We start from the raw sequence: 18833 nt of genomic DNA, 5'->3' as shown, positions 1-18833 counted from the left end.
CATTTGCGGTCACATGGCAATCACACGTGACTGCCGCTCTAACCAGAGTGCTGGCGCAGCCGTTTCGGCTGCGCTATGAAACGCGCCATGACCGTACCCGCTATTCTAAAGAGCCTGCGCCTGCCCGTGATCGGGTCGCCGCTGTTCATCATTTCCGGACCCGAGCTGGTGATCGCCCAGTGCAAGGCGGGCATCGTCGGGTCCTTCCCGGCGCTCAATGCGCGACCGCAGGCGATGCTCGACGAATGGCTCCACCGGATCACCGAGGAACTAAGCGCGCACAACCGCGCCAATCCCGACCGTCCGGCGGCACCGTTCGCCGTCAATCAGATCGTCCACAAGTCGAACGACCGGCTCGAACGCGATCTCGAAACCTGTGCCAAATGGCAGGTGCCGATCGTGATCACCTCGCTCGGCGCGCGTGAGGATCTGAACACCGCGGTGCATGGCTGGGGCGGGATCACGCTGCACGACGTCATCGACGACCGGTTCGCGCGCAAGGCGATCGAAAAGGGTGCCGACGGCCTGATCGCGGTCGCCGCGGGCGCCGGCGGCCATGCCGGACGACTATCGCCGTTTGCGATCATCCAGGAGATTCGCCAGTGGTTCGACGGTCCGCTCGCGCTGTCGGGCGCGATCGCGACCGGCGACGCGGTACTCGCCGCGCAGGCGATGGGCGCCGATTTCGGCTATATCGGCTCGCCCTTCATCGCGACCGTCGAGGCGAATGCCGATCAGGCCTATAAGGACGGCATCGTCGCGGGGCGCGCGGCGGACATCGTCTATTCGAACCTGTTCACCGGCGTGCACGGCAATTACCTGCGCGCGTCGATCGTCGCAGCCGGGATGGATCCCGACGCGCTGCCCGAGGGCGATCTGAAGACGATGAATTTCGGGGGCGGCGCGAATGCGGAAGGCGGATCGAAGCCCAAGGCGTGGAAGGATATCTGGGGATCGGGCCAGGGGATCGGCGCGGTCACCGCGGTCGAGAGCGTCGCCGACCGGGTCGACCGGCTCGAGCGCGAATATCATGCGGCACGCGCCCGGCTCGGCCTCGCCTAGGCCAGGCCCGTCTGAAGGGACGCCTCGCCAGCGGTGCTATAGCACGCGGGCGAGGCGATCCTGCATCGACAAGGCGGGGCTCGCGCCGGGCCGTGGCGCATCAAGCGCGGCGTCGAGCAGCGCGACGCGCCGGTGAAGCTGCATGCTCGCGGTGATCAACGCCTTCGCGCTGGGCGGAAACGCCGCCAGCATCGCGTCATCGGTCACCGGCGCCTCGCCGAGCCGCCGCGCCGGATCCAGCGCCTCGCCCCGCGTGAGTTCGCCAGCCTGGACCGCGCGCTGCGTCAGCAACCACGCGAGGACATGGAGCAACCGGGTCGTGACCTTGAGCGATTCACAGCTCAGGCTGACGCGGACGAGCGGTTCGAGCGCGTCCCGGTCGGTCCGTCCCGTATCGTCGAAATAGGCCCGCGCCTCTTCGGCCAGCCGCATCGCCTCACGGTACAGCGCACCGATCATGCGGTCTTGCAAGGGCAGTTCGGGCGGTCGACCAATCATTCTGCCCGACTGCCATAGCCGCATCGCCGCGCCCATCGGGAAAACGCATCGATGCGCCAGGATGTGTCCCGAAACGCGCCGCTTCGATCGACCGCTTGATCAATATTATGTCGTGATTTGAAGGCGCTGGCCGAAATCACGCCCCGCATTCGTGCCTGCCCGGACGTATCAGGCGATGATGTCGGGGATCAACTGGTCCTCGAACGCGGCGATTTCGTCGCGCAACCGCAGCTTGCGCTTCTTGAGCCGGGCAATCTGCAGCTGGTCGGGAACGGTGAGCGACCAGAGCGCGGCGATCGCCGAATCGAGGTCGCGATGCTCGGTCCGGATTTCGTCCAGCCGGACCCTGATCTGTGCCTCGTCCACCATCATGTCCTTCGCCCACCCCTACTACGCGGTCCTTAGCAAATGCATGGCATTGCGCGAGCACCAAAAACTACCCAGCGCGCGCCGTCGGGGGCCACAGGACTCGGCCCGTCGCACGCGACGGCTCGCCCGGTCGATTCACCAATCTTCGTTAAAGACTTTTTGCTGGGGCGATGGTTTACTCGGGACCCCAACACGAATGCAGAAGGAGTTTTTCCACCATGCAAACGACGCACCAGGCTGCGCTGGAAACCAAGCATCAAATGCTCGACCGCCGGATTTCCGAAGAGGTACACCGGCCCATGCCCGACGCGCTGGCGCTCGCAGGACTGAAGAAGCAGAAGCTTCGCCTGAAGGAAGAACTCGCCAACCTCTAGACCCCACGCCGTTCGTGTCGGCGGGCGATCGGCCTGTCGTCACGCGGTTCCGGCTTTTCCGATTCCTTCCCCCTCGGGAAAGCCGGACTGGCGGGGTGCCGAACACGCCACCACCGCCTCTTCAGTCAGCCCCTATTCAACCGTCACCGACAACCTACCGCTGCCCCGTTCTACCGGACAAGGTTACCTTGACCGCGGCTCCCGGAACACGATCGGCTTGGCGAAGGTCGGTGTCGTCTGCCCCTGCCCGACTGATTTGCGCGCCTTCATCGGGTCGATCGTCTCGTCGAGCGCGATTCCCAGACGGCCCTGCGTGCACCACGCCACCCGTCCGGTAACCTCACCAATCCCGCGCAGGTCGATCGTGACCGGCGTATCGACGGCGAGCGGCCGATCGAACTCGATCATCAGCCCGCCTTCGGACAGGTTGCGGACCCGCACCTCGTACACACCCGCACCGTCGGCATAGCTGAACCGCGCAATCATCAGCAGGCTGTCACGAACCGGCCGGTTCTGGCCCGGGTCTGCGCTATCCTCGACGGACTCCCCGGCGCCGGCCCCTGCCGCACCCTCGGCGCCCAACGACCCTTGGTTTCTCATGTCCATCCGTGTTCCTGTGTCCCGACGTCGAGATATGCGTCGCATATATCAGAAGGCGGACCACGTGCCTATGCGCTGTTCGCCGACCCGATATCAGTCCTCGCGGGAGATTTTTTCGTTGCGCTCGTGGCGTTCCTGCGCCTCCACGGTCATCGTCGCGATCGGCCGCGCCTCGAGGCGTGCCAGGCTGATCGGTTCGCCCGTGACTTCGCAATAGCCATATTCGCCATCGTCGATCCGGCGGATCGCCGCCTCGATCTTCGAGACGAGCTTGCGCTGGCGATCCCGGGTCCGCAGTTCGATCGACCAGTCGGTTTCGCTCGACGCACGGTCGGTCAGATCCGCCTCGCGCAGCGAATCGACCTGGAGCTGCGACAAGGTTTCCTGCGATTCCCGCAGGATAGCGTCTTTCCACTGCTGCAGCTTCTGCCGGAAATAGGCCTGCTGACGCAGGCTCATGAACGGCTCGTCCGCCGTCGGTCGATAACCATCGGCATCATTGGCTGCTGCAAGGTTGGTACCGTGCTCGTCTACGCGATTCATTACCGTTGCCATACCACTCTCCCTCTGGCCGGTCGGCGCGAAAAGCCGCGTCTCGAAGCCACCCCCAAATGGTGAAAGGGCCTATAGTCTTACGTGTTCCGGACCACAAGCGAGCAGACTTGCGCTTGGATCGATAATGAAGACACATTCTTGCGTACCGATGCATCCGGGTTACACCGCTCGCCGACGGCCTCAGCGAGTCCCGCGAACGGGCCCGTCGCCATGATCCTGGATGCGACAACTGTCCCGCCACGGCACGGTCTGCGTATCGGGCAGGCCGTCCGTCGCGATATTGTAAGAATGACCACCGGATCACGTGATGGGCGCTTGCGCTTAACGCTTTGTTTTGCGCTTTGTGCGATGACGGTGTCCGAGTGCCGTGAACGCGATCCGACGTCGTCTGCGCGTCGGCAACGAGAGAGACTTTGAGTATGTCGGTGCGGATGGCCTTGGCCAAATTATGCGCGTGTGCCTGCGGAGGCGCGATCATCGGAGGCGGCGCCGTCCATGTCGCCGAGCGTCCGAAGCGCGCGATTCAGGCCAAGACGATGACCAAGCGCGTTGTCCCCCGCCAGATTGGCGCCGTCGCTCGTCCGCGCATCCGTCGCGTCGTCACCACACGGACGACCGCCTGCGCGCCGGCCATGGTGACGGTCGCCAATGCGCCCCCGGTCCCCGTGGGGTTCGCCGACCCGTTCGTAGGCGGCGCCGGCAGCCCGACCGCCGTGCCGGTAAACAGCGGCGGCGGTTTCTTCGGCGGCGGTGGCCCGGGTGGCGGCTTTGGCGGCGGCGGCTTTGGCGGCGGTTTCTTCGGCGGCGGCGGCTCGGGCGGCAGCATCGTGATATCGTCGACCTCGAGCGGTGGTTCATCGAGCACGAGCGGCGGATCGACCTCCAGCGGCGGCGTCAGCAGCACCTCGTCAACGGGCGGATCGTCAACGGGCGGATCGTCAACGGGCGAATCGTCAACGGGCGGATCGTCGTCCAGCACCGGCGGGGGTTCGGTGTCGAGCACCTCGTCGTCCGCCAGCGGCGGCAGCAGCGGTAACGTATCCTCCTCGTCGAGCGGTAACGTATCGTCGTCATCCAGCGGTAACGTATCCTCCTCATCCAGTGGCAACGTTTCGTCCTCGTCCAGTGGCAACGTTTCGTCCTCGTCCAGCGGGAGCGTGTCTTCCTCCTCCAGCGGCAACGTCGCCTCGTCGACCAGCAGCAGTTCGGGCGGCACCGTGTCGTCGACCAGCAGCGGATCGAGCTCGACCTCGTCGTCGAGCTATGGATCGAGCAGCGCAGGCTGGAGCAGCAATGGCGGCTGGAGCTCGAACGGCGGCTGGCATGGCTCGAACGGCGGCGGCAATGGCAGCACCGGCTCGAGTGGCGGGCCACCCGCCCCGGTTCCGGCACCCCCGATGGTGCTGCTGTTCGGCGCAGCGGCCGCGGCCCTCGTTGCCCGCCGGCGGTTCGCGAAGCGCGCCGCCGACTGACACTGCATAGATCTCGGACATGAAAAAAGGCCCGCAACAACGTGTTGCGGGCCTTTTCAACTATCGGGTGGCAATGATCAGGCGTTCTTGAGCGCCGTCTCGATGTCCGCAATCGGATGCCCGGTCAGATCCTTGGCGAGCTCGCCCGCCAGCCTGCTGCTGACCGCCTTGTGATAATGTTTGCGCATCTCGCCCAGCGTCTTGGGCGGCGCGACGATGACGAGCGAATCGAAGTCGTTCTTCAATGCACGCGTCTTGAGCAGCTCGGCTGCGTCGGCGGCGAACCGGTCTTCCTCGATCTGATGAAAATCGGTGGGTTCGACCGAGCTCTGCGCGGCACCCTGCGGGGACGAGGCGCGGCCGGCCGAGTCGGTCGCCTGGTCGCGCGTCGCGGGGTTCTCCTGCTCGACCGCCTCTTCGACGACCAGGTTCGGAAAGGCGGCATCGCCCTCGTTGCGCAGGAACAACATCTTGCGGCCATCGGCGACCATGACGACGGACTTGTGCGGAAGATCCACGGGCTTTCTCCTCTTTGATCTGTGCCTCTGCCCTCCCCAACGTCCCGCGGGCGCACCGGGTTGCGCGTACCTGCCGGCCTCGGCATAGCCTTGCGCCATGCATGATATCCGTCTGATCCGTGAAAACCCCGCCGCATTCGACGCAGCTCTCGCCCGCCGCGGCGCTGCCTCCGCCAGCGACCGGCTCGTCGCCCTCGACGAGCGCCGCCGTGCGACGATCGCCGAAGCGCAGGCCGCGCAGACCCGCCGCAACGAGCTGTCCAAGGCGATCGGCCAGGCCAAGGCGCAGAAGGACGAGCCGCGCGCACAGGCGTTGATGGCCGAGGTCGCCGCGCTGAAGGCCGCGTTGCCGACGCTTGAGGCCGACGAGGCGGCGCTGACCGCCGAGCTCGATGCGGCGCTCGCGGCGATCCCCAATCTGCCCGCATCGGACGTCCCTGCGGGTGTCGACGAGAGCGGGAATGTGCTCGTCCATGCACGTGGGACGAAGCCCGACTTCTCCTTCGCCCCGCGCGAGCATGATGTCGTCGGCCCGGCGATCGGGCTCGATTTCGAGACGGGCGTTGCGATGTCCGGTGCGCGTTTCACGCTGGTCCGCGGCCCCGCCGCCCGGCTGCAACGCGCGCTCGGTCAGTTCATGCTCGACCGGCTGACGCGCGATCACGGCTTCGAGGAAGTCGCGCCGCCGCTGCTGGTACGCGACGAGGCGGTGTTCGGCACCGGCCAGCTTCCCAAGTTCGCCGAGGACCTGTTCCGCACGACCGACGGCCGCTGGCTGATCCCGACCGCAGAGGTCAGCCTGACCAACATCGTGCGCGAACGGATCCTGACCGACGGCGAACTGCCGCTCCGCTTCGCCGCGCTGACGCCGTGCTTCCGCTCGGAGGCCGGGTCGGCCGGTCGCGACACCCGCGGCTATATCCGTCAGCATCAGTTCGACAAGGTCGAGATGGTCGCGATCGTCACGCCCGACCAGTCCGAGGCCGAGCACGAGCGGATGACGCAGTGCGCCGAGGGCGTGCTTGACGCGTTGCAGCTTCCGTTCAGGCGGATGCTCCTATGCGGTGGCGATATGGGCTTCACCGCGGCGCGCACCTATGATCTCGAAGTCTGGCTCCCCGGCCAGGCGCAGTATCGCGAGATCTCCAGCATCTCGACCTGCACCGATTTCCAGGCGCGTCGCATGAATGCGCGCTATCGCCCCGAGGGCGAGAAGGCGACGCGGTTCGTCCACACGCTCAACGGCTCCAGCCTCGCGGTCGGCCGCACGCTCGTCGCGGTGATCGAGAATTATCAGCAGGCGGATGGCGCGGTCGCGGTGCCGACCGTGCTCCAGCCCTATCTGGGCGGCCTTACCCGGCTCGAGCCCGCTGCCTGATGCGGATCCTGCTGACCAATGACGACGGCTATCACGCGCGCGGGCTGAAGGTGCTCGAGGCGATCGCCGCGACGCTGTCCGACGATGTCTGGGTGGTGGCACCGGCGGAGGAACAGTCGGGCGCGGGCCATTCGCTGACGCTGTCGCGACCGCTGCGCGTGCGCAAGTTCGCCGAAAAGCGCTATGCCGTCGCCGGCACGCCGACCGATGCGGTGATGATGGCGCTGGCCCGCATCATGAAGGACAGCCCCCCCGACCTGATCCTGTCGGGGGTCAATCGCGGCGCCAACCTCGCCGAGGACGTGACCTATTCGGGCACCGTCTCCGCCGCGATGGAGGGTGCACTCGCCGGGGTCCGGTCGATCGCGCTGAGCCAGGTCTACAGCCGCGAAGGCATGGGCGATTCGGTGCCGTTCGAGGTCGCGGCTGCCTGGGGCGAACGTGTCCTGCGCCCGCTGCTCGATGCGCCGCTCGCCCCCCGCACCCTCGTCAACGTCAACTTTCCCTTCGGCACGGCCGATGCTGTGCGCGGCATTCGCGTCGTCGGCCAGGGCCTGCGCGACTATGGCCGGTTGCAGATCGTCACCAACACCGACCCGCGCGGTTATGAGTATCACTGGTTCGCGCTCAGCGGCGCGGTCGAGACGCCGCTCCACGCGACCGATCTGGAGGCCATTGCGGACGGCTATATCTCGGTCACGCCGCTGCATCTCGATCTGACGCATGCCGAGTCGCTGGACATGCTGGGACGCGCCTACGCGTGACGCGCGCCGCCGCGATCCTGGGCGCGGCGCTGGCTCTCGCCGGATGCATCCCGAGCGTCGACTCGCCGGTCCGGTCCGACCGCGGGCCGACGCCACAGTCGCTCGAACGGATCCAGCGCCTCCCACCCGCCGACCCGCAGGACCGCTCCGCGAACAACGCGCGCGATCGCAGCGACGCCACGCGATCCGACCCCTATGAGGCTCCGCCGCGTCGGCGCACCTATCCGCGCCGCGTCGAGCGGCAGGACGCCAGCCCTGCCCCCTCACCCGTCCGGCGCGGCGATCGCACCCCCGTGCCCGTCTCTACGCTGCCGGCGCCGCGCCCCGCGTGGGAGGAGCGCCCGGTCGCAGCGGATGCGCAGCGCGTCGATCAATCACTCTATACGGTCCGCCCGGGCGATACGCTGCTCGCCATCGCCGAACGCTCGGGGGCGAGCAGCGAGGCGATCGCGCGCGCCAATGCGATCGAACCGCCCTTCACGATCCAGACGGGACAGCGACTGACGATCCCGGCAGGCCGTTATCACCTCGTCCGGCGCGGCGAGACCGGGATCGCGATCGCCCGTGCCTACGGGGTCGCCTGGTCGCGCATCGTTGCCGTCAACGCGTTGCTCGAACCCTATGTGCTGCGTGCGGGCCAGCGCATCGTCATCCCCGATACCGAAGGCGGCACCAGCCTTGCCGATCGGGCGGCGGCGTTCACGCTCGACGTCGACGACATCCTGACCGGCGGCGAGCCTGCGCTGGCGAGCAACCAGGCGCCGGTTCGCCCCACCCCGACCCCGCGACGCGTCCTGCCGCCGAGCGCCGTCGTCACGGCGCCCGTACGGCTCGCAGGCGGCGGCTTCCTCTGGCCGGTCGACGGCCGCGTCGTGAAGCGGTTCGGCCACGGCGCCAGCGGCGAACGCAATGACGGCATAAAGATCGCGGTTCCGGTATCGACCCCGATCCGCGCCACCGCCGACGGCGTCGTCGCCTATGTCGGCGACGGCATTGCCGCGCTCGGCGGGCTGGTGATCGTCAAGCATGGCGGCGGCTGGACCAGCGTCTATGGCCATGCCTCGAAACTCTTGGTCCAGCGCGGCCAGAGCGTGAAGCGCGGCCAGACGATCGCGCTGTCGGGCGACACCGGATTCGCCGATCGCCCCGAACTCCATTTCGAACTCCGCAAGGGCCGCACCCCGGTCGATCCGTCGTCGCAGCTGCCGCGGATGTAACCGGCGCGTACGGTGCCGCGGACTTACCGTCCCAAAATCCGTCATCCTGACGAAAGTCAGGATCCAGAGCCATGAGCGCCAGGGCCTGTAACCCTGGATCCTGACTTTCGTCAGGATGACGGTTGAGAATGCGATGACGGCGGGACGGGACGATGACCACGCGGCCGGGATGACGGACCGCACAACCGCTGCTAGTGGCTCCTCCATGACCTACCAGTCCGACCTGCTCACCACGCTGACCGCGCGCGGTTATGTCCACCAGATGACCGACGCCGCCGCGCTCGACGCGCTCGCGGGCAAGCAGGTCGTACCCGGCTATATCGGCTTCGACCCGACCGCGCCGTCGCTGCACGTCGGCAGCCTCGTCCAGATCATGCTGCTCCGTCGGCTTCAGCAGACCGGCCACAAGCCGATCGTCCTGATGGGCGGCGGCACCGGCAAGATCGGCGATCCGAGCTTCAAGGACGAGGCGCGCAAGCTGCTCGGCGAGGACGGCATCAAGGCCAATGTCGCCTCGATCCGCCGTATCTTCGAACGCTTCCTGACGTTCGGCGACGGCCCGGCCGATGCGGTCATGCTCGACAACGCCGAGTGGCTCGACGCGCTCGAATATATCCCGTTCCTGCGCGACGTCGGCCAGCATTTCTCGGTCAACCGGATGCTCGCCTTCGATTCGGTCAAGCTCCGTCTCGACCGCGAACAGTCGCTGAGCTTCCTCGAATTCAACTACATGATCCTCCAGGCCTACGACTTTCTCGAGCTGTCGCGCCGCGCCGGCTGCCGGTTGCAGATGGGCGGTTCGGACCAGTGGGGCAACATCGTAAACGGTATCGAGCTCTCGCGTCGGATGGACAGCACCGAAGTGTACGGCGTCACCACCCCGCTGATCACGACCGCGGACGGCGGCAAGATGGGCAAGACGATGTCGGGCGCGGTCTGGCTGCACGAGGATCAGCTGCCGCATTTCGATTACTGGCAGTTCTGGCGCAACACCGATGACCGCGACGTCGGCCGGTTCCTGCGGCTTTTCACCGACCTGCCGCTCGACGAGATCGCGCGTCTCGAGGCGCTCGAAGGCGCGGAGATCAACGCCGCCAAGGTCGTCCTCGCCAACGAGGCGACCGCGATGTGCCGCGGCCGCGACGCCGCCGAGCAGGCCGCCGAGACCGCGCGCAAGACCTTCGAGGAGGGCGCGTCGGGCGATGCGCTGCCGAGCCTGACCTGCACCGGGACCAGCATCGGCGTCGTCGAGGCGCTGGTCGGGCTCGGCTTCGTCGCATCGAATGGCGAGGCGCGACGCAAGATCGGCGAAGGCGCGGTCCGTGTCGACGGCGAGCCGCTGCGCGACCCCGCCGCCACGATCCCCGTCGCCGCGCCGGTCCGCCTCAGCCTCGGCAAGAAGCGTCACGGGATGCTGCTGCCCGGCTGACCCGCCCGTCCGGCACGGGCATGAACACTGCGTTAGGGATGGTTGGTGGCACGGGCTTCATGATGTCGGCCTAGCCCTCGACCGGGGCACAGCGGGGACTGACCAATGCCGAACCAAGCGATGTCGAGGCACGAGACGCGGTCTGAGCCGCGCGACGAAGTGATGCACCGCACGCGTGCGGCGGACAGCGCAGGTACCGAATTGAGGCTTACGTTGGTCAACGTCTCGCCAAGCGGCCTCATGGCGCGCTGCGACGGCGATCTGGACGCTGGCGAGCGGCTCCATGTCCGGATGCCGATCGTCGGCGACATCCTCGCGCATGTCCGCTGGTCGCTAGGCGGACGGATCGGCTGCGCGTTCGATCGGACGATCCCGCCCAAGGCCTATTACGGCATGCTCGCGGCGATGCTCCGGACCGGCTGACCGGACCGCCCGTCAGCCCGATCGCAGCAACGCCACCCCGGCATCGCGGTCGAACAGGTACAGCGCGGTGCGCGCCGCCTGCCCACGCGGTCCCTCCAGCCCGCCGTCGCGATCGATCAGCAGCCGCGCATCGTCATGCGCGCATTGCAGCAGGTCGGCCATCATGTCGGGCGTCGCGAGCCGGAACGCCATCTCGCCCGACTGCTTCGTGCCCAGCAGTACGCCCGCGCCGCGCAACCGCAGATCCTCCTCGGCGATCCGGAACCCGTCATTGGTCTCGCGCATCAAAGCCAGCCGCGCGCGCGACGTCTCGCTGAGCGAGCTCCCACGCATCAGCAGGCAGATCGACCGCCCGCTCCCGCGCCCGACCCGCCCGCGCAGCTGGTGGAGCTGCGCGAGGCCGAACCGGTCGGCATGCTCGATAACGATCAGCGTCGCATTGGGCACGTCGACGCCGACCTCGATAACCGTCGTAGCGACCAGCACCGCGGTGCGCGCGGCGGAGAATTCGGCCATCACCGCGTCCTTCTCGGCGGGCTTCATCCGGCCATGGACCAGCGCCACCTTGTCGCCGAACCGCGCACGCAGCGTATCCGCACGCATCTCGGCCGCCGCGAGGTCGCTCTTCTCGCTCTCCTCGACCAGCGGGCACACCCAATAGGCCTGTCCCCCGTCCGCCAGATGCCGGCCGAGCGCGTTGACCACGTCGTCGAGCCGATCCTCCGAAATCACCCGCGTCTCGATCGGCTGGCGGCCCGGCGGCATCTCATCGAGCCGGCTGACGTCCATCTCGCCATATTGCGCGAGCGTCAGCGTGCGCGGGATCGGCGTCGCGGTCATCGCCAGCAGATGCGGCGGCGCGATCCCCTTGGCCTGAAGCGTCATCCGCTGCGCGACGCCGAACCGGTGCTGTTCGTCGACCACCACCAGCGCGAGGTCCTTGTACGCGACCGCATCCTGGAAGATCGCGTGCGTGCCGACGAGGATGTCGATCTCGCCACTCGCCAGCGCCATCAACGTCGCCTCGCGCACGCGGCCCTTGTCGCGCCCGGTCAGCACGCCGACCGCGATCGGCAGCCCGGCGAGCGTCTTCCTGAGCGTCTCGTAATGCTGGCGCGCGAGGATCTCGGTCGGCGCGAGCATCGCCGCCTGCGCCCCCGCCTCGACCGCGATCAGCATCGCCATCGCCGCAACCAAAGTCTTGCCCGAGCCGACATCGCCCTGCAGCAGCCGCAGCATCGGCGCGGTCTGCGCGAGGTCACCCTCGATCTCCCCCACCGTCCGCGATTGCGCGCCGGTCAGCGTATAGGGCAGCTTGAGCATCCCCCGCAGCCGCCCGTCGCCATGCAGCGCACGCCCCCGCCGCTTGCGGGTATCAGCCCGGACGAGCGTCATCGCGAGCTGGTTGGCGAACACCTCGTCATAGGCCAGCCGCTCGCGCGCCTTGGCATCCGACGGGTCGGCGTGGATCCGCGCGAGCGAATCGTGCCAGCCAGGCCATTCGCGTTTCGCCTTCAGCCCGGGCTCGATCCACTCGGCAAGATCGGGCGCGCGCGCGACCGCTTGCGTCGTCAGCGCCGCCAGCCGCCGCGATGTCAGCCCCTCCGACAGCGGATAGATCGGCTCGCGCTCGCGCAACTCCTCGTCCTGCTCGACGATGTCCGGGTGAACGATCTGCAGTTCCTGGCCATATTCGTCGAGCCGCCCCGACACGCGCCTGGCCTCGCCGATCGGCAGTAGCTTCTTCGCCCAGCCCGAACTGCCGCCGAAAAAGACGAGGCTGACATAGTTCCCATGCTCGTCGGTCGCCTGCACGCGCGTCGGGCCACGCCCCGCGCTGACGCGATACTCGCGTGCGGTCAGCGTGATGACGATGATCCGCCCGGCATCGCTCGACATCAGCTCGGTGCGGGGCACCCGATCGACATAGCCGGTCGGCAGATGGAAGGCGACGTCGACGACGCGCGCGAGCCCGAGCCGGTCGAGTGGCTTGGCGAGCGCAGGCCCCACCCCTTTCAGGACGAGGGTTTCGGCGAACAGCGGATTGAGGATTTCGGGTCGCATGACTATCTGCCCCCTATAGCCCAGCCGACGCCCGCCGCCAGCGGGTCGCCGGTCAATCGGCGTTGGAGATATAATGGACCACGAAACCCGCCTCAAGCGCCTCGGCTTCCGCAGCTCGCACCGCGGCACGCGCGAAGCCGACATGATGATCGGCGGCTTTTTCGAAACCTATGGTCGCAGCTGGACACCCGAGCAGCTCGACTGGTTCGAGGCGCTGCTCGAACAGCAAGACGTGGACATCATGGGCTGGGCGATCGGCTCGATCCCCTGCCCGCCCGAATGGGACGGCCCGATGATGCAGGCGATGCGCGACATCAATTACGTCACGGTCGTGAAGTAATCGTCGGAAACTGTTCCCCGGCGAAAGCCGGGGCCCAGTTGGGGGGACGTCAACGATTGGCGTTGGAACCGAGTTACACCTGCCTTCCCAACTGGGCCCCGGCCTTCGCCGGGGAACGAGAAGTGAATATGCCAGATCTGAACACGATCCTCTCCGCGACGACCCCGCTGACCTTGTCGGGCGTGCCCTCGGGGTTCCAGCCGTCGCTGCTCGCCGACCTCGCCCGTGCCGCGAAGACGCGCGCGGTGTTCATCGCGCCCGATGATGCGGCGATGCGCGCGATCGCCTCGACCGCGGCCTATTTCGCGCCAGATCTCGAGGTGCTGAGCTTCCCCGCCTGGGATTGTCTTCCCTATGACCGCGCCTCGCCGACCCTGCGGATCATGGCCGAGCGCGTCGCCGCACTGCACCGCCTGCAGGCCAAGCCCAAGGGCCCGCAGCTCCTGCTCACCACGGTCAACGCGGCGACCCAGCGTGTCCTGACCCCCTTCCGCGTCCGCCAGCTCGTCGCCCGCCTCGCGCCCGGCGAGCGGATCGGCCGCGACAAGCTCGCCACGTTGCTCCAGGCGAACGGCTATGTCCGCACCGACACCGTTCACGACCAGGGCGAATATGCGGTCCGCGGCGGGATCGTCGATCTCTACCCGTCGGGCGAGGATCACGCGCTGCGTCTCGATTTCTTCGGCGACGAGATCGAGAGCGTCCGTACCTTCGACGCCGCCGACCAGCGCACCACCGGCCGGATCGACGGCTTCGTCCTGCTCCCCGCCTCCGAAGCCCTGCTCGACGAGGAGTCGATCAAGCGCTTCCGCACCCGCTACCGCGACGCGTTCGGCGCGACCGCGACGGGCGACCCGATGTATCAGGCGATCTCGGACGGCCGCCGCATCGCCGGCATGGAACATTGGTTGCCGCTGTTCGAGGACAAGATGGCGACGGTGTTCGACCACCTCGGCGGCGACGACGTCGTCGTCCGCGACAGCGGGGTGGGTGCCGCGGCGGAGAGCCGGTTCGAATCGATCACCGATTATTATGCGAACCGCCGGCGCGCCGAAGCCGCGCAGCCCGGCAGCTATCGCCCGCTGGGTGCGACCGCGCTCTATCTCGATGCGGCACACTGGTCCATCGCGCTCGACGCCGCCACCGCACATATCGTCACGCCCTTCCACGAGCCGACCAGCGCCACCGTTCTCGACTTCGACGTCGACGGCCCGCGCGATTTCGGCCCCGAGCGCGCCGCGCAGGCGAACATCTACGAAGCCGTCGCCGATCATGTCGAGAAGCTTCGAAAGCAGGGTCGCAAGCCGATCCTCGCCAGCTACTCGATCGGCGCGCGCGAACGGCTGGGGAGCCTGCTCGCCGATCACGGGATGAAGGGCGGCAAGCACGCCGAGACCTGGCAGGAGGCGCTCGGCGTCGCGGATACCGCCAAAAGCTTCGGCGTCGCGCTGGTCGTCCTCCCGCTCGATCACGGCTTTACCGCGCCCGGCGTCGCCGTCCTCACCGAGCAGGACATGCTCGGCGACCGGCTCGTCCACCGCAAGAAGCGCAAGAAATCCGCCGACGCGTTCCTCGCCGAACTGGCGACGCTGACGCCGGGGGATCTCGTCGTCCATACCGAACACGGCATCGGTCGCTATGAGGGGCTGACCTCGATCCCCGTCGGCCAGAGCCCGCATGACTGCGTCGCTCTGAGCTATGCCGGCGGCGACAAGCTCTACGTGCCGGTCGAAAATATCGACGTCCTCTCGCGTTACGGATCGTCGGAGGAAGGCGCCTCGCTCGACAAGCTCGGCGGCGAAGGCTGGCAGCGTCGCAAGTCGAAGATGAAGGAGCGGATCCGCGAGATCGCGGGCGAACTCATCGCGACCGCCGCCGAACGCGCGCTTCACCCCGGCGACGTGCTCGAACCCGACGCCAGCGGCTATCCCAGCTTCGTCGATCGCTTCCCCTATGAGGAGACCGAGGACCAGGACCGCGCGATCGAGGAAGTTCTCGCCGATCTGTCCGCGGGCAAGCCGATGGACCGGCTCGTCGTCGGCGATGTCGGCTTCGGCAAGACCGAGGTCGCGCTGCGCGCCGCGTTCGTCGCGGCGATGGGCGGCAAGCAGGTCGCGATCGTCTGCCCGACGACGTTGCTCGCGCGCCAGCACTACAACAACTTCGTCAGCCGGTTCGAAGGCTTCCCGATGAACATGGGCCGCCTCTCGCGGCTCGTCACCGCGAGCGAGGCGAAGGCGACCAAGGAGGGGCTGGCGAACGGTACGATCGACGTCGTCATCGGCACGCACGCGTTGCTGGCGAAGAATATCGACTTCAAGCGGTTGGGCCTTGTCGTGGTCGACGAGGAGCAGCGGTTCGGTGTGACGCACAAGGAGCGGCTGAAGGCGCTCCGGGCCGACGTCCACATGCTCACGCTGACCGCGACGCCGATCCCGCGCACGCTGCAGATGGCGATGTCGGGCATCCGCGAGCTGTCGGTGATCCAGACCCCGCCGGTCGATCGCCTCGCGGTGCGGACCTACATCATGCCGTTCGACCCCGTCGTCCTGCGCGAGGCGCTGCTCCGCGAGCATTATCGCGGCGGGCAGAGCTTCGTCGTCACCCCGCGCGTCGCCGACCTGCCCGAGATCGAGGAGTTCCTGCGCGAACAGGTGCCCGAGATCCGCTTCGTCGTCGCGCACGGCCAGATGTCGCCGACCGAGGTCGAGGAGCGCATGTCCGCCTTCTACGACAAGAAGTTCGAGGTGCTCGTCTCGACCACGATCATCGAGAGCGGGATCGACATCGCGTCCGCCAACACGATGATCGTCCACCGCGCCGACCGCTTCGGCCTCGCCCAGCTCTATCAGCTGCGCGGGCGCGTCGGCCGGTCGAAAACGCGCGCCTATGCCTATCTGGTGACGCCGCCCGAGCGGCAGATGACGGTAACCGCCGAAAAGCGCCTGAAGGTGCTGTCCGATCTGGATTCGCTCGGCGCCGGGTTCCAGCTGGCCAGCCACGATCTCGACATCCGCGGGGCCGGCAACATGCTCGGCGACGAGCAGACCGGGCACATCAAGGAGGTCGGGTTTGAACTCTACCAGGCGATGCTCGAGGAGGCGATCATGGACGCCAAGTCGGGTGGTCTCGCCTCCGCACGCCCGAAGGACTTCTCGCCGCAGATCACGGTCGACGCGCCGATCCTGATCCCCGAGGAGTATGTCCCCGATCTCGACCTCCGCATGGGGCTGTACCGCCGCCTGAACGAGCTCGAGGAGGGTCAGGAGATCGAGGCGTTCGCCGCCGAGATGATCGACCGCTTCGGCCCGCTGCCCGACGCGACCGAGAATCTGATCAAGGTCATCGAGATCAAGCTGAACGCGAAGCGTGCCTGCGTGTCGAAGATCGACGTCGGTCCGCGCGGCGTGCTCGTGTCGTTCCACAACGACACGCCGCCCAATATCGACAAGCTGCTCGCCTATGTCGAACGGCTCAACGGCGTCGCGCGGCTGCGGCCCGACAGCAAGCTGGTGCTCCAACGCGCCTGGGGCGATCCCAAGGCACGGCTGCACGGTGCGCTGCAATTGTCGAAGGGGCTGGCGAAGGCGGCGGGCTGAGCGCCGCCGCGCTCAGCTGCTGTGGTCGGCGACGATCTTCCACGCGTCTCCGCGGCGCTCGAACAGCAAGGTCGTCATCCCCGTCTCGGTCGAGGTCGCGCCGATCAGCGTCCACCGCGCGACCAGCAGGGCATGCGTCGGATCGATCCCGCGCAGCTCGGCCGGAACGAAGCTCAGCTGCCCCCGGGTATTGCCACCGCCCGTGAAGCTCGGCGCATAGCGCGCTGTTATCGCGGCCTTTCCGCGCACCAGACCCTTGGGCGTCACGAACACCGCGTCGTCGGCATAGACCGCGACGAACCGGGCGAGATCGCCCGCATTCCACCCCGCCGCGCTCGCCGCCATCGCCTCCCGGATCGCCACCGATGCGGGTGCCCGGTCGGGCGCGGCCAGCGCGGGCGTGACGGCGATCGTCGCCGCAGCAACCGCGACGATCATGGCGGATCCTGCCCGGCTCATGTCCGGGTCACCAGTTCGAGCAAGGCCGCGTCGCCGACCGGCTCGGACAGCAGGAAGCCCTGATACAGGCTGGCCCCGCACGCCGCGAGCAGTTCGAGCTGCTCGCGAGTCTCGACCCCTTCGGCGATCACCGACAGGCCAAGCGACCGCGCCATCGTGATCGCGCCGGCGACGACCACCCGGTCGCGCGGGCTGCCGCCAATGTCGTGGACCAGCGCCTTGTCGATCTTCACATAGTCGAGCGGCAGGTCCTTCAGATAGGCGAGGCTCGAATAGCCCGTGCCGAAATCGTCGATCGCGACGCGGCACCCCGCCCCGCGCAATTCGGTGAGCAGCGTCGACGCGCTGGCCAGATCCGCGATCAGCCCGGTCTCGGTAATCTCCACGGTCAGGCGCCCGCGCGGAAAGCCGCTGTCGTCGACCCGCGCGAGGAACAGCGTGGCAAAGCCGGGCCGCGCGATATCCGCCGCGGTGAGGTTGAGCGACACGCGCAGCGTCGCCAGCGCCTCGGGCCATGCCAGCGCGCGCGCCAGGACCAGCCGCTGGATATGGTCGGACAGCGCGATCCCCAGATCGGCGCGGTCCGCGGCCGCGAACAGCGCATCCGCGCCCAGCGGCCCGAGCTTGCGGTGATCCCAGCGCGCGAGCGCCTCGACGCCCGTGATCCGTCCGCTCGCAATCTCGACCTGCGGCTGGAAGCGGATGTCGATCTCGTCGAGCTCGATCGCGTGATGCAGGTCGATCGCCAGCGCATCGAGCGACATGTCGTGCGCCGCCGATGCGATCTGCAGCATCGCCCCGTCGCTGGTCTTGGCCTTGGCGAGCGCACCGAACGCGCGCCGCATCAGCGTCGCGGCACCGTCCGCCGGATCGCTCGGATCCCCCGGCTGGTGACTTGCGACGCCGAACCGGCAGCCGAGCACCGCCAGCGCGTTGGCGACCGCGAACGGCCGCGCCAGCGCCTCGTCGAGCGCCGCGATCAGCGCGGCGATGTCCGCGGCCCCGGCCCCGACCACAAGCGCGAGATCCGCACCGCCGAGACGCGCGACGCGCGCCGCGCCTGCCATCGCCTCGGCCGCGACCGCCTCCGCCCGCTCGACCGCGACCTCGATCAGCGAATCGACCGCGGGCCGACCATGCGCGGCGTTGACGATGTCGAGCCGTGACAGCGAGACGAGCACGACGGAGACCGGCTGTCCGTCGCCGATCCGCGCGGCGATCCACTGCTGCGCAAGGTTCGGATCGCGGCCGAAGCGTGCGCCGGCCATCGCGTCGCGGCGGTCGACGATGCCCGGCCGGCCCGGCGCGCGCGTCACATGGCGCGCCGCGAAGCGCAGCGACTGGATCAGTTCGCCGTCGCTCGCCGGATCGATCAGGAAATGCGTCGCCCCCAGCTCGAACACGCGGTCGAGCGCCGTACAGTCGCGGCGCGAAAGGACGAACAGCAGCGCCCCGCCATCCTCGGCGACCCGGGGGGCGATCGTCTGCGCCGCCGCCAGCCCCTGCGCGATCGCCCCGCGCGCATCGATCAGCACGACCGGCGCGCCGCTTTCGGCATAGGCCGGGTCGATACCGCTGGCGGTCGCAGTGACCACCGCATCCCAGCCGCAAGCCACCGCAATATCAGCGATCTCCGCGAAGTGACGGAACGAGCATGCGAACAGCATCGTTCTGTTCAGCATGTCCTTTGTATCCAGTGTGGCCGGTGTCAT

Annotated in this window: 19 protein-coding genes; 10 read left to right on the top strand and 9 right to left on the bottom strand. The window is 67.9% G+C overall.

Annotated elements, in window-relative coordinates:
* Window positions 1-87 precede the first annotated feature (87 nt).
* Window positions 88-1062 carry an NAD(P)H-dependent flavin oxidoreductase gene (locus IFT54_RS18150; protein WP_192071637.1) on the top strand — a complete coding sequence of 325 codons (975 nt, stop codon included), beginning with the start codon at window positions 88-90 and terminating at the stop codon, window positions 1060-1062.
* 36 nt (window positions 1063-1098) lie between these two features.
* On the opposite strand, the gene IFT54_RS18145 is transcribed toward IFT54_RS18150, so the two are convergent.
* Both IFT54_RS18145 and IFT54_RS18140 read right to left on the bottom strand, forming a co-directional pair.
* Entirely contained in the window at window positions 1099-1521 is a 423-nt protein-coding gene (locus tag IFT54_RS18145; protein ID WP_244649190.1) for a DUF1465 family protein, read from the bottom strand.
* Window positions 1522-1728: 207 nt separating this feature from the next.
* A complete protein-coding gene (locus tag IFT54_RS18140) occupies window positions 1729-1926 on the bottom strand; it encodes a YdcH family protein (protein WP_031393918.1) in 198 nt (65 codons plus the stop codon).
* Between the two features lie 221 nt (window positions 1927-2147).
* Here IFT54_RS18140 and IFT54_RS18135 point away from each other — a divergent pair, with 221 nt between their 5' ends.
* Window positions 2148-2303 carry a YdcH family protein gene (locus tag IFT54_RS18135; RefSeq protein ID WP_081874429.1) on the top strand — a complete coding sequence of 52 codons (156 nt, stop codon included), beginning with the start codon at window positions 2148-2150 and terminating at the stop codon, window positions 2301-2303.
* 183 nt (window positions 2304-2486) lie between these two features.
* Here the strand turns inward: IFT54_RS18135 and IFT54_RS18130 are convergent, their stop codons facing one another.
* From IFT54_RS18130 to IFT54_RS18120, 3 genes are all read right to left on the bottom strand, one after another.
* A complete protein-coding gene (locus IFT54_RS18130) occupies window positions 2487-2909 on the bottom strand; it encodes a PilZ domain-containing protein (RefSeq protein ID WP_235188463.1) in 423 nt (140 codons plus the stop codon).
* Window positions 2910-2996: 87 nt separating this feature from the next.
* Window positions 2997-3458, bottom strand: coding sequence for an RNA polymerase-binding protein DksA (gene dksA / locus IFT54_RS18125; protein WP_031393916.1), 462 nt, complete (start codon window positions 3456-3458; stop codon window positions 2997-2999).
* 523 nt (window positions 3459-3981) lie between these two features.
* Entirely contained in the window at window positions 3982-4674 is a 693-nt protein-coding gene (locus IFT54_RS18120) for a hypothetical protein (RefSeq protein WP_192071635.1), read from the bottom strand.
* A 1-nt stretch (window position 4675) separates the two neighbouring features.
* Here IFT54_RS18120 and IFT54_RS18115 point away from each other — a divergent pair, with 1 nt between their 5' ends.
* Window positions 4676-4930 (top strand): PEP-CTERM sorting domain-containing protein, encoded by a 255-nt coding sequence (locus IFT54_RS18115; protein WP_107934354.1) that lies wholly within the window; start codon window positions 4676-4678, stop codon window positions 4928-4930.
* A 77-nt stretch (window positions 4931-5007) separates the two neighbouring features.
* On the opposite strand, the gene IFT54_RS18110 is transcribed toward IFT54_RS18115, so the two are convergent.
* Entirely contained in the window at window positions 5008-5448 is a 441-nt protein-coding gene (locus tag IFT54_RS18110) for a host attachment family protein (RefSeq protein ID WP_031441820.1), read from the bottom strand.
* A 97-nt stretch (window positions 5449-5545) separates the two neighbouring features.
* On the opposite strand from IFT54_RS18110, the gene serS reads away from it, so the two are divergent.
* The 5 genes from serS to IFT54_RS18085 all read left to right on the top strand — a co-directional run bounded on the left by serS (window position 5546) and on the right by IFT54_RS18085 (window position 10659).
* Complete coding sequence (gene serS / locus IFT54_RS18105; RefSeq protein ID WP_192071634.1) at window positions 5546-6826, top strand: serine--tRNA ligase; 1281 nt, start codon at window positions 5546-5548, stop codon at window positions 6824-6826.
* The gene (surE, locus tag IFT54_RS18100) at window positions 6826-7590 is read left to right on the top strand and encodes a 5'/3'-nucleotidase SurE (RefSeq protein WP_192071633.1); all 765 of its coding nucleotides are present in this window, start codon (window positions 6826-6828) and stop codon (window positions 7588-7590) included. The genes serS and surE overlap by 1 nt, the downstream gene beginning before the upstream one ends.
* A complete protein-coding gene (locus tag IFT54_RS18095; RefSeq protein ID WP_342354865.1) occupies window positions 7587-8807 on the top strand; it encodes a M23 family metallopeptidase in 1221 nt (406 codons plus the stop codon). Before surE ends, IFT54_RS18095 begins: the two co-directional genes overlap by 4 nt.
* Before the next feature lie 205 nt (window positions 8808-9012).
* Window positions 9013-10236, top strand: a complete 1224-nt coding sequence (gene tyrS, locus IFT54_RS18090; RefSeq protein WP_192071632.1) for a tyrosine--tRNA ligase — start codon at window positions 9013-9015, stop codon at window positions 10234-10236.
* 105 nt (window positions 10237-10341) lie between these two features.
* Window positions 10342-10659, top strand: coding sequence for a PilZ domain-containing protein (locus IFT54_RS18085; protein ID WP_192071631.1), 318 nt, complete (start codon window positions 10342-10344; stop codon window positions 10657-10659).
* Window positions 10660-10671: 12 nt separating this feature from the next.
* On the opposite strand, the gene recG is transcribed toward IFT54_RS18085, so the two are convergent.
* Entirely contained in the window at window positions 10672-12723 is a 2052-nt protein-coding gene (recG, locus tag IFT54_RS18080; RefSeq protein WP_192071630.1) for an ATP-dependent DNA helicase RecG, read from the bottom strand.
* Window positions 12724-12796: 73 nt separating this feature from the next.
* On the opposite strand from recG, the gene IFT54_RS18075 reads away from it, so the two are divergent.
* Both IFT54_RS18075 and mfd read left to right on the top strand, forming a co-directional pair.
* Window positions 12797-13063, top strand: a complete 267-nt coding sequence (locus IFT54_RS18075) for an FAD assembly factor SdhE (protein ID WP_031395519.1) — start codon at window positions 12797-12799, stop codon at window positions 13061-13063.
* A gap of 128 nt (window positions 13064-13191) precedes the next feature.
* Window positions 13192-16662: a transcription-repair coupling factor gene (gene mfd, locus IFT54_RS18070; RefSeq protein WP_192071629.1), complete on the top strand. Its 3471-nt coding sequence runs from the start codon at window positions 13192-13194 to the stop codon at window positions 16660-16662.
* A 12-nt stretch (window positions 16663-16674) separates the two neighbouring features.
* Here mfd and IFT54_RS18065 read toward each other — a convergent pair whose 3' ends face one another.
* Together IFT54_RS18065 and IFT54_RS18060 are read right to left on the bottom strand one after the other, a co-directional pair.
* The gene (locus IFT54_RS18065; RefSeq protein ID WP_192071628.1) at window positions 16675-17100 is read right to left on the bottom strand and encodes a YybH family protein; all 426 of its coding nucleotides are present in this window, start codon (window positions 17098-17100) and stop codon (window positions 16675-16677) included.
* Window positions 17101-17117: 17 nt separating this feature from the next.
* Window positions 17118-18803, bottom strand: coding sequence for an EAL domain-containing protein (locus tag IFT54_RS18060; protein ID WP_244649186.1), 1686 nt, complete (start codon window positions 18801-18803; stop codon window positions 17118-17120).
* Window positions 18804-18833: the final 30 nt, after the last annotated feature.

The organism is Sphingomonas sp. CFBP 13714, from assembly GCF_014842205.1.
In the GTDB taxonomy this organism is placed as follows: domain Bacteria; phylum Pseudomonadota; class Alphaproteobacteria; order Sphingomonadales; family Sphingomonadaceae; genus Sphingomonas; species Sphingomonas aerolata.
Note: the sequence above shows the minus strand (reverse complement) of the source record. Positions and strands in the feature narration are given on the sequence as shown.

What these genes read in the sequence shown, in the direction of transcription:
- IFT54_RS18150 (WP_192071637.1), top strand. Translation starts at nt 88, where the DNA reads ATGACCGTACCCGCTATTCTAAAGAGCCTGCGCCTGCCCGTGATCGGG.
- IFT54_RS18145 (WP_244649190.1), bottom strand. Translation starts at nt 1,521, where the DNA reads ATGATCGGTGCGCTGTACCGTGAGGCGATGCGGCTGGCCGAAGAGGCG.
- IFT54_RS18135 (WP_081874429.1), top strand. Translation starts at nt 2,148, where the DNA reads ATGCAAACGACGCACCAGGCTGCGCTGGAAACCAAGCATCAAATGCTC.
- IFT54_RS18130 (WP_235188463.1), bottom strand. Translation starts at nt 2,909, where the DNA reads ATGGACATGAGAAACCAAGGGTCGTTGGGCGCCGAGGGTGCGGCAGGG.
- dksA (WP_031393916.1), bottom strand. Translation starts at nt 3,458, where the DNA reads ATGGCAACGGTAATGAATCGCGTAGACGAGCACGGTACCAACCTTGCA.
- serS (WP_192071634.1), top strand. Translation starts at nt 5,546, where the DNA reads ATGCATGATATCCGTCTGATCCGTGAAAACCCCGCCGCATTCGACGCA.
- surE (WP_192071633.1), top strand. Translation starts at nt 6,826, where the DNA reads ATGCGGATCCTGCTGACCAATGACGACGGCTATCACGCGCGCGGGCTG.
- tyrS (WP_192071632.1), top strand. Translation starts at nt 9,013, where the DNA reads ATGACCTACCAGTCCGACCTGCTCACCACGCTGACCGCGCGCGGTTAT.
- IFT54_RS18085 (WP_192071631.1), top strand. Translation starts at nt 10,342, where the DNA reads ATGCCGAACCAAGCGATGTCGAGGCACGAGACGCGGTCTGAGCCGCGC.
- recG (WP_192071630.1), bottom strand. Translation starts at nt 12,723, where the DNA reads ATGCGACCCGAAATCCTCAATCCGCTGTTCGCCGAAACCCTCGTCCTG.
- IFT54_RS18075 (WP_031395519.1), top strand. Translation starts at nt 12,797, where the DNA reads ATGGACCACGAAACCCGCCTCAAGCGCCTCGGCTTCCGCAGCTCGCAC.
- mfd (WP_192071629.1), top strand. Translation starts at nt 13,192, where the DNA reads ATGCCAGATCTGAACACGATCCTCTCCGCGACGACCCCGCTGACCTTG.
- IFT54_RS18065 (WP_192071628.1), bottom strand. Translation starts at nt 17,100, where the DNA reads ATGATCGTCGCGGTTGCTGCGGCGACGATCGCCGTCACGCCCGCGCTG.
- IFT54_RS18060 (WP_244649186.1), bottom strand. Translation starts at nt 18,803, where the DNA reads ATGCTGAACAGAACGATGCTGTTCGCATGCTCGTTCCGTCACTTCGCG.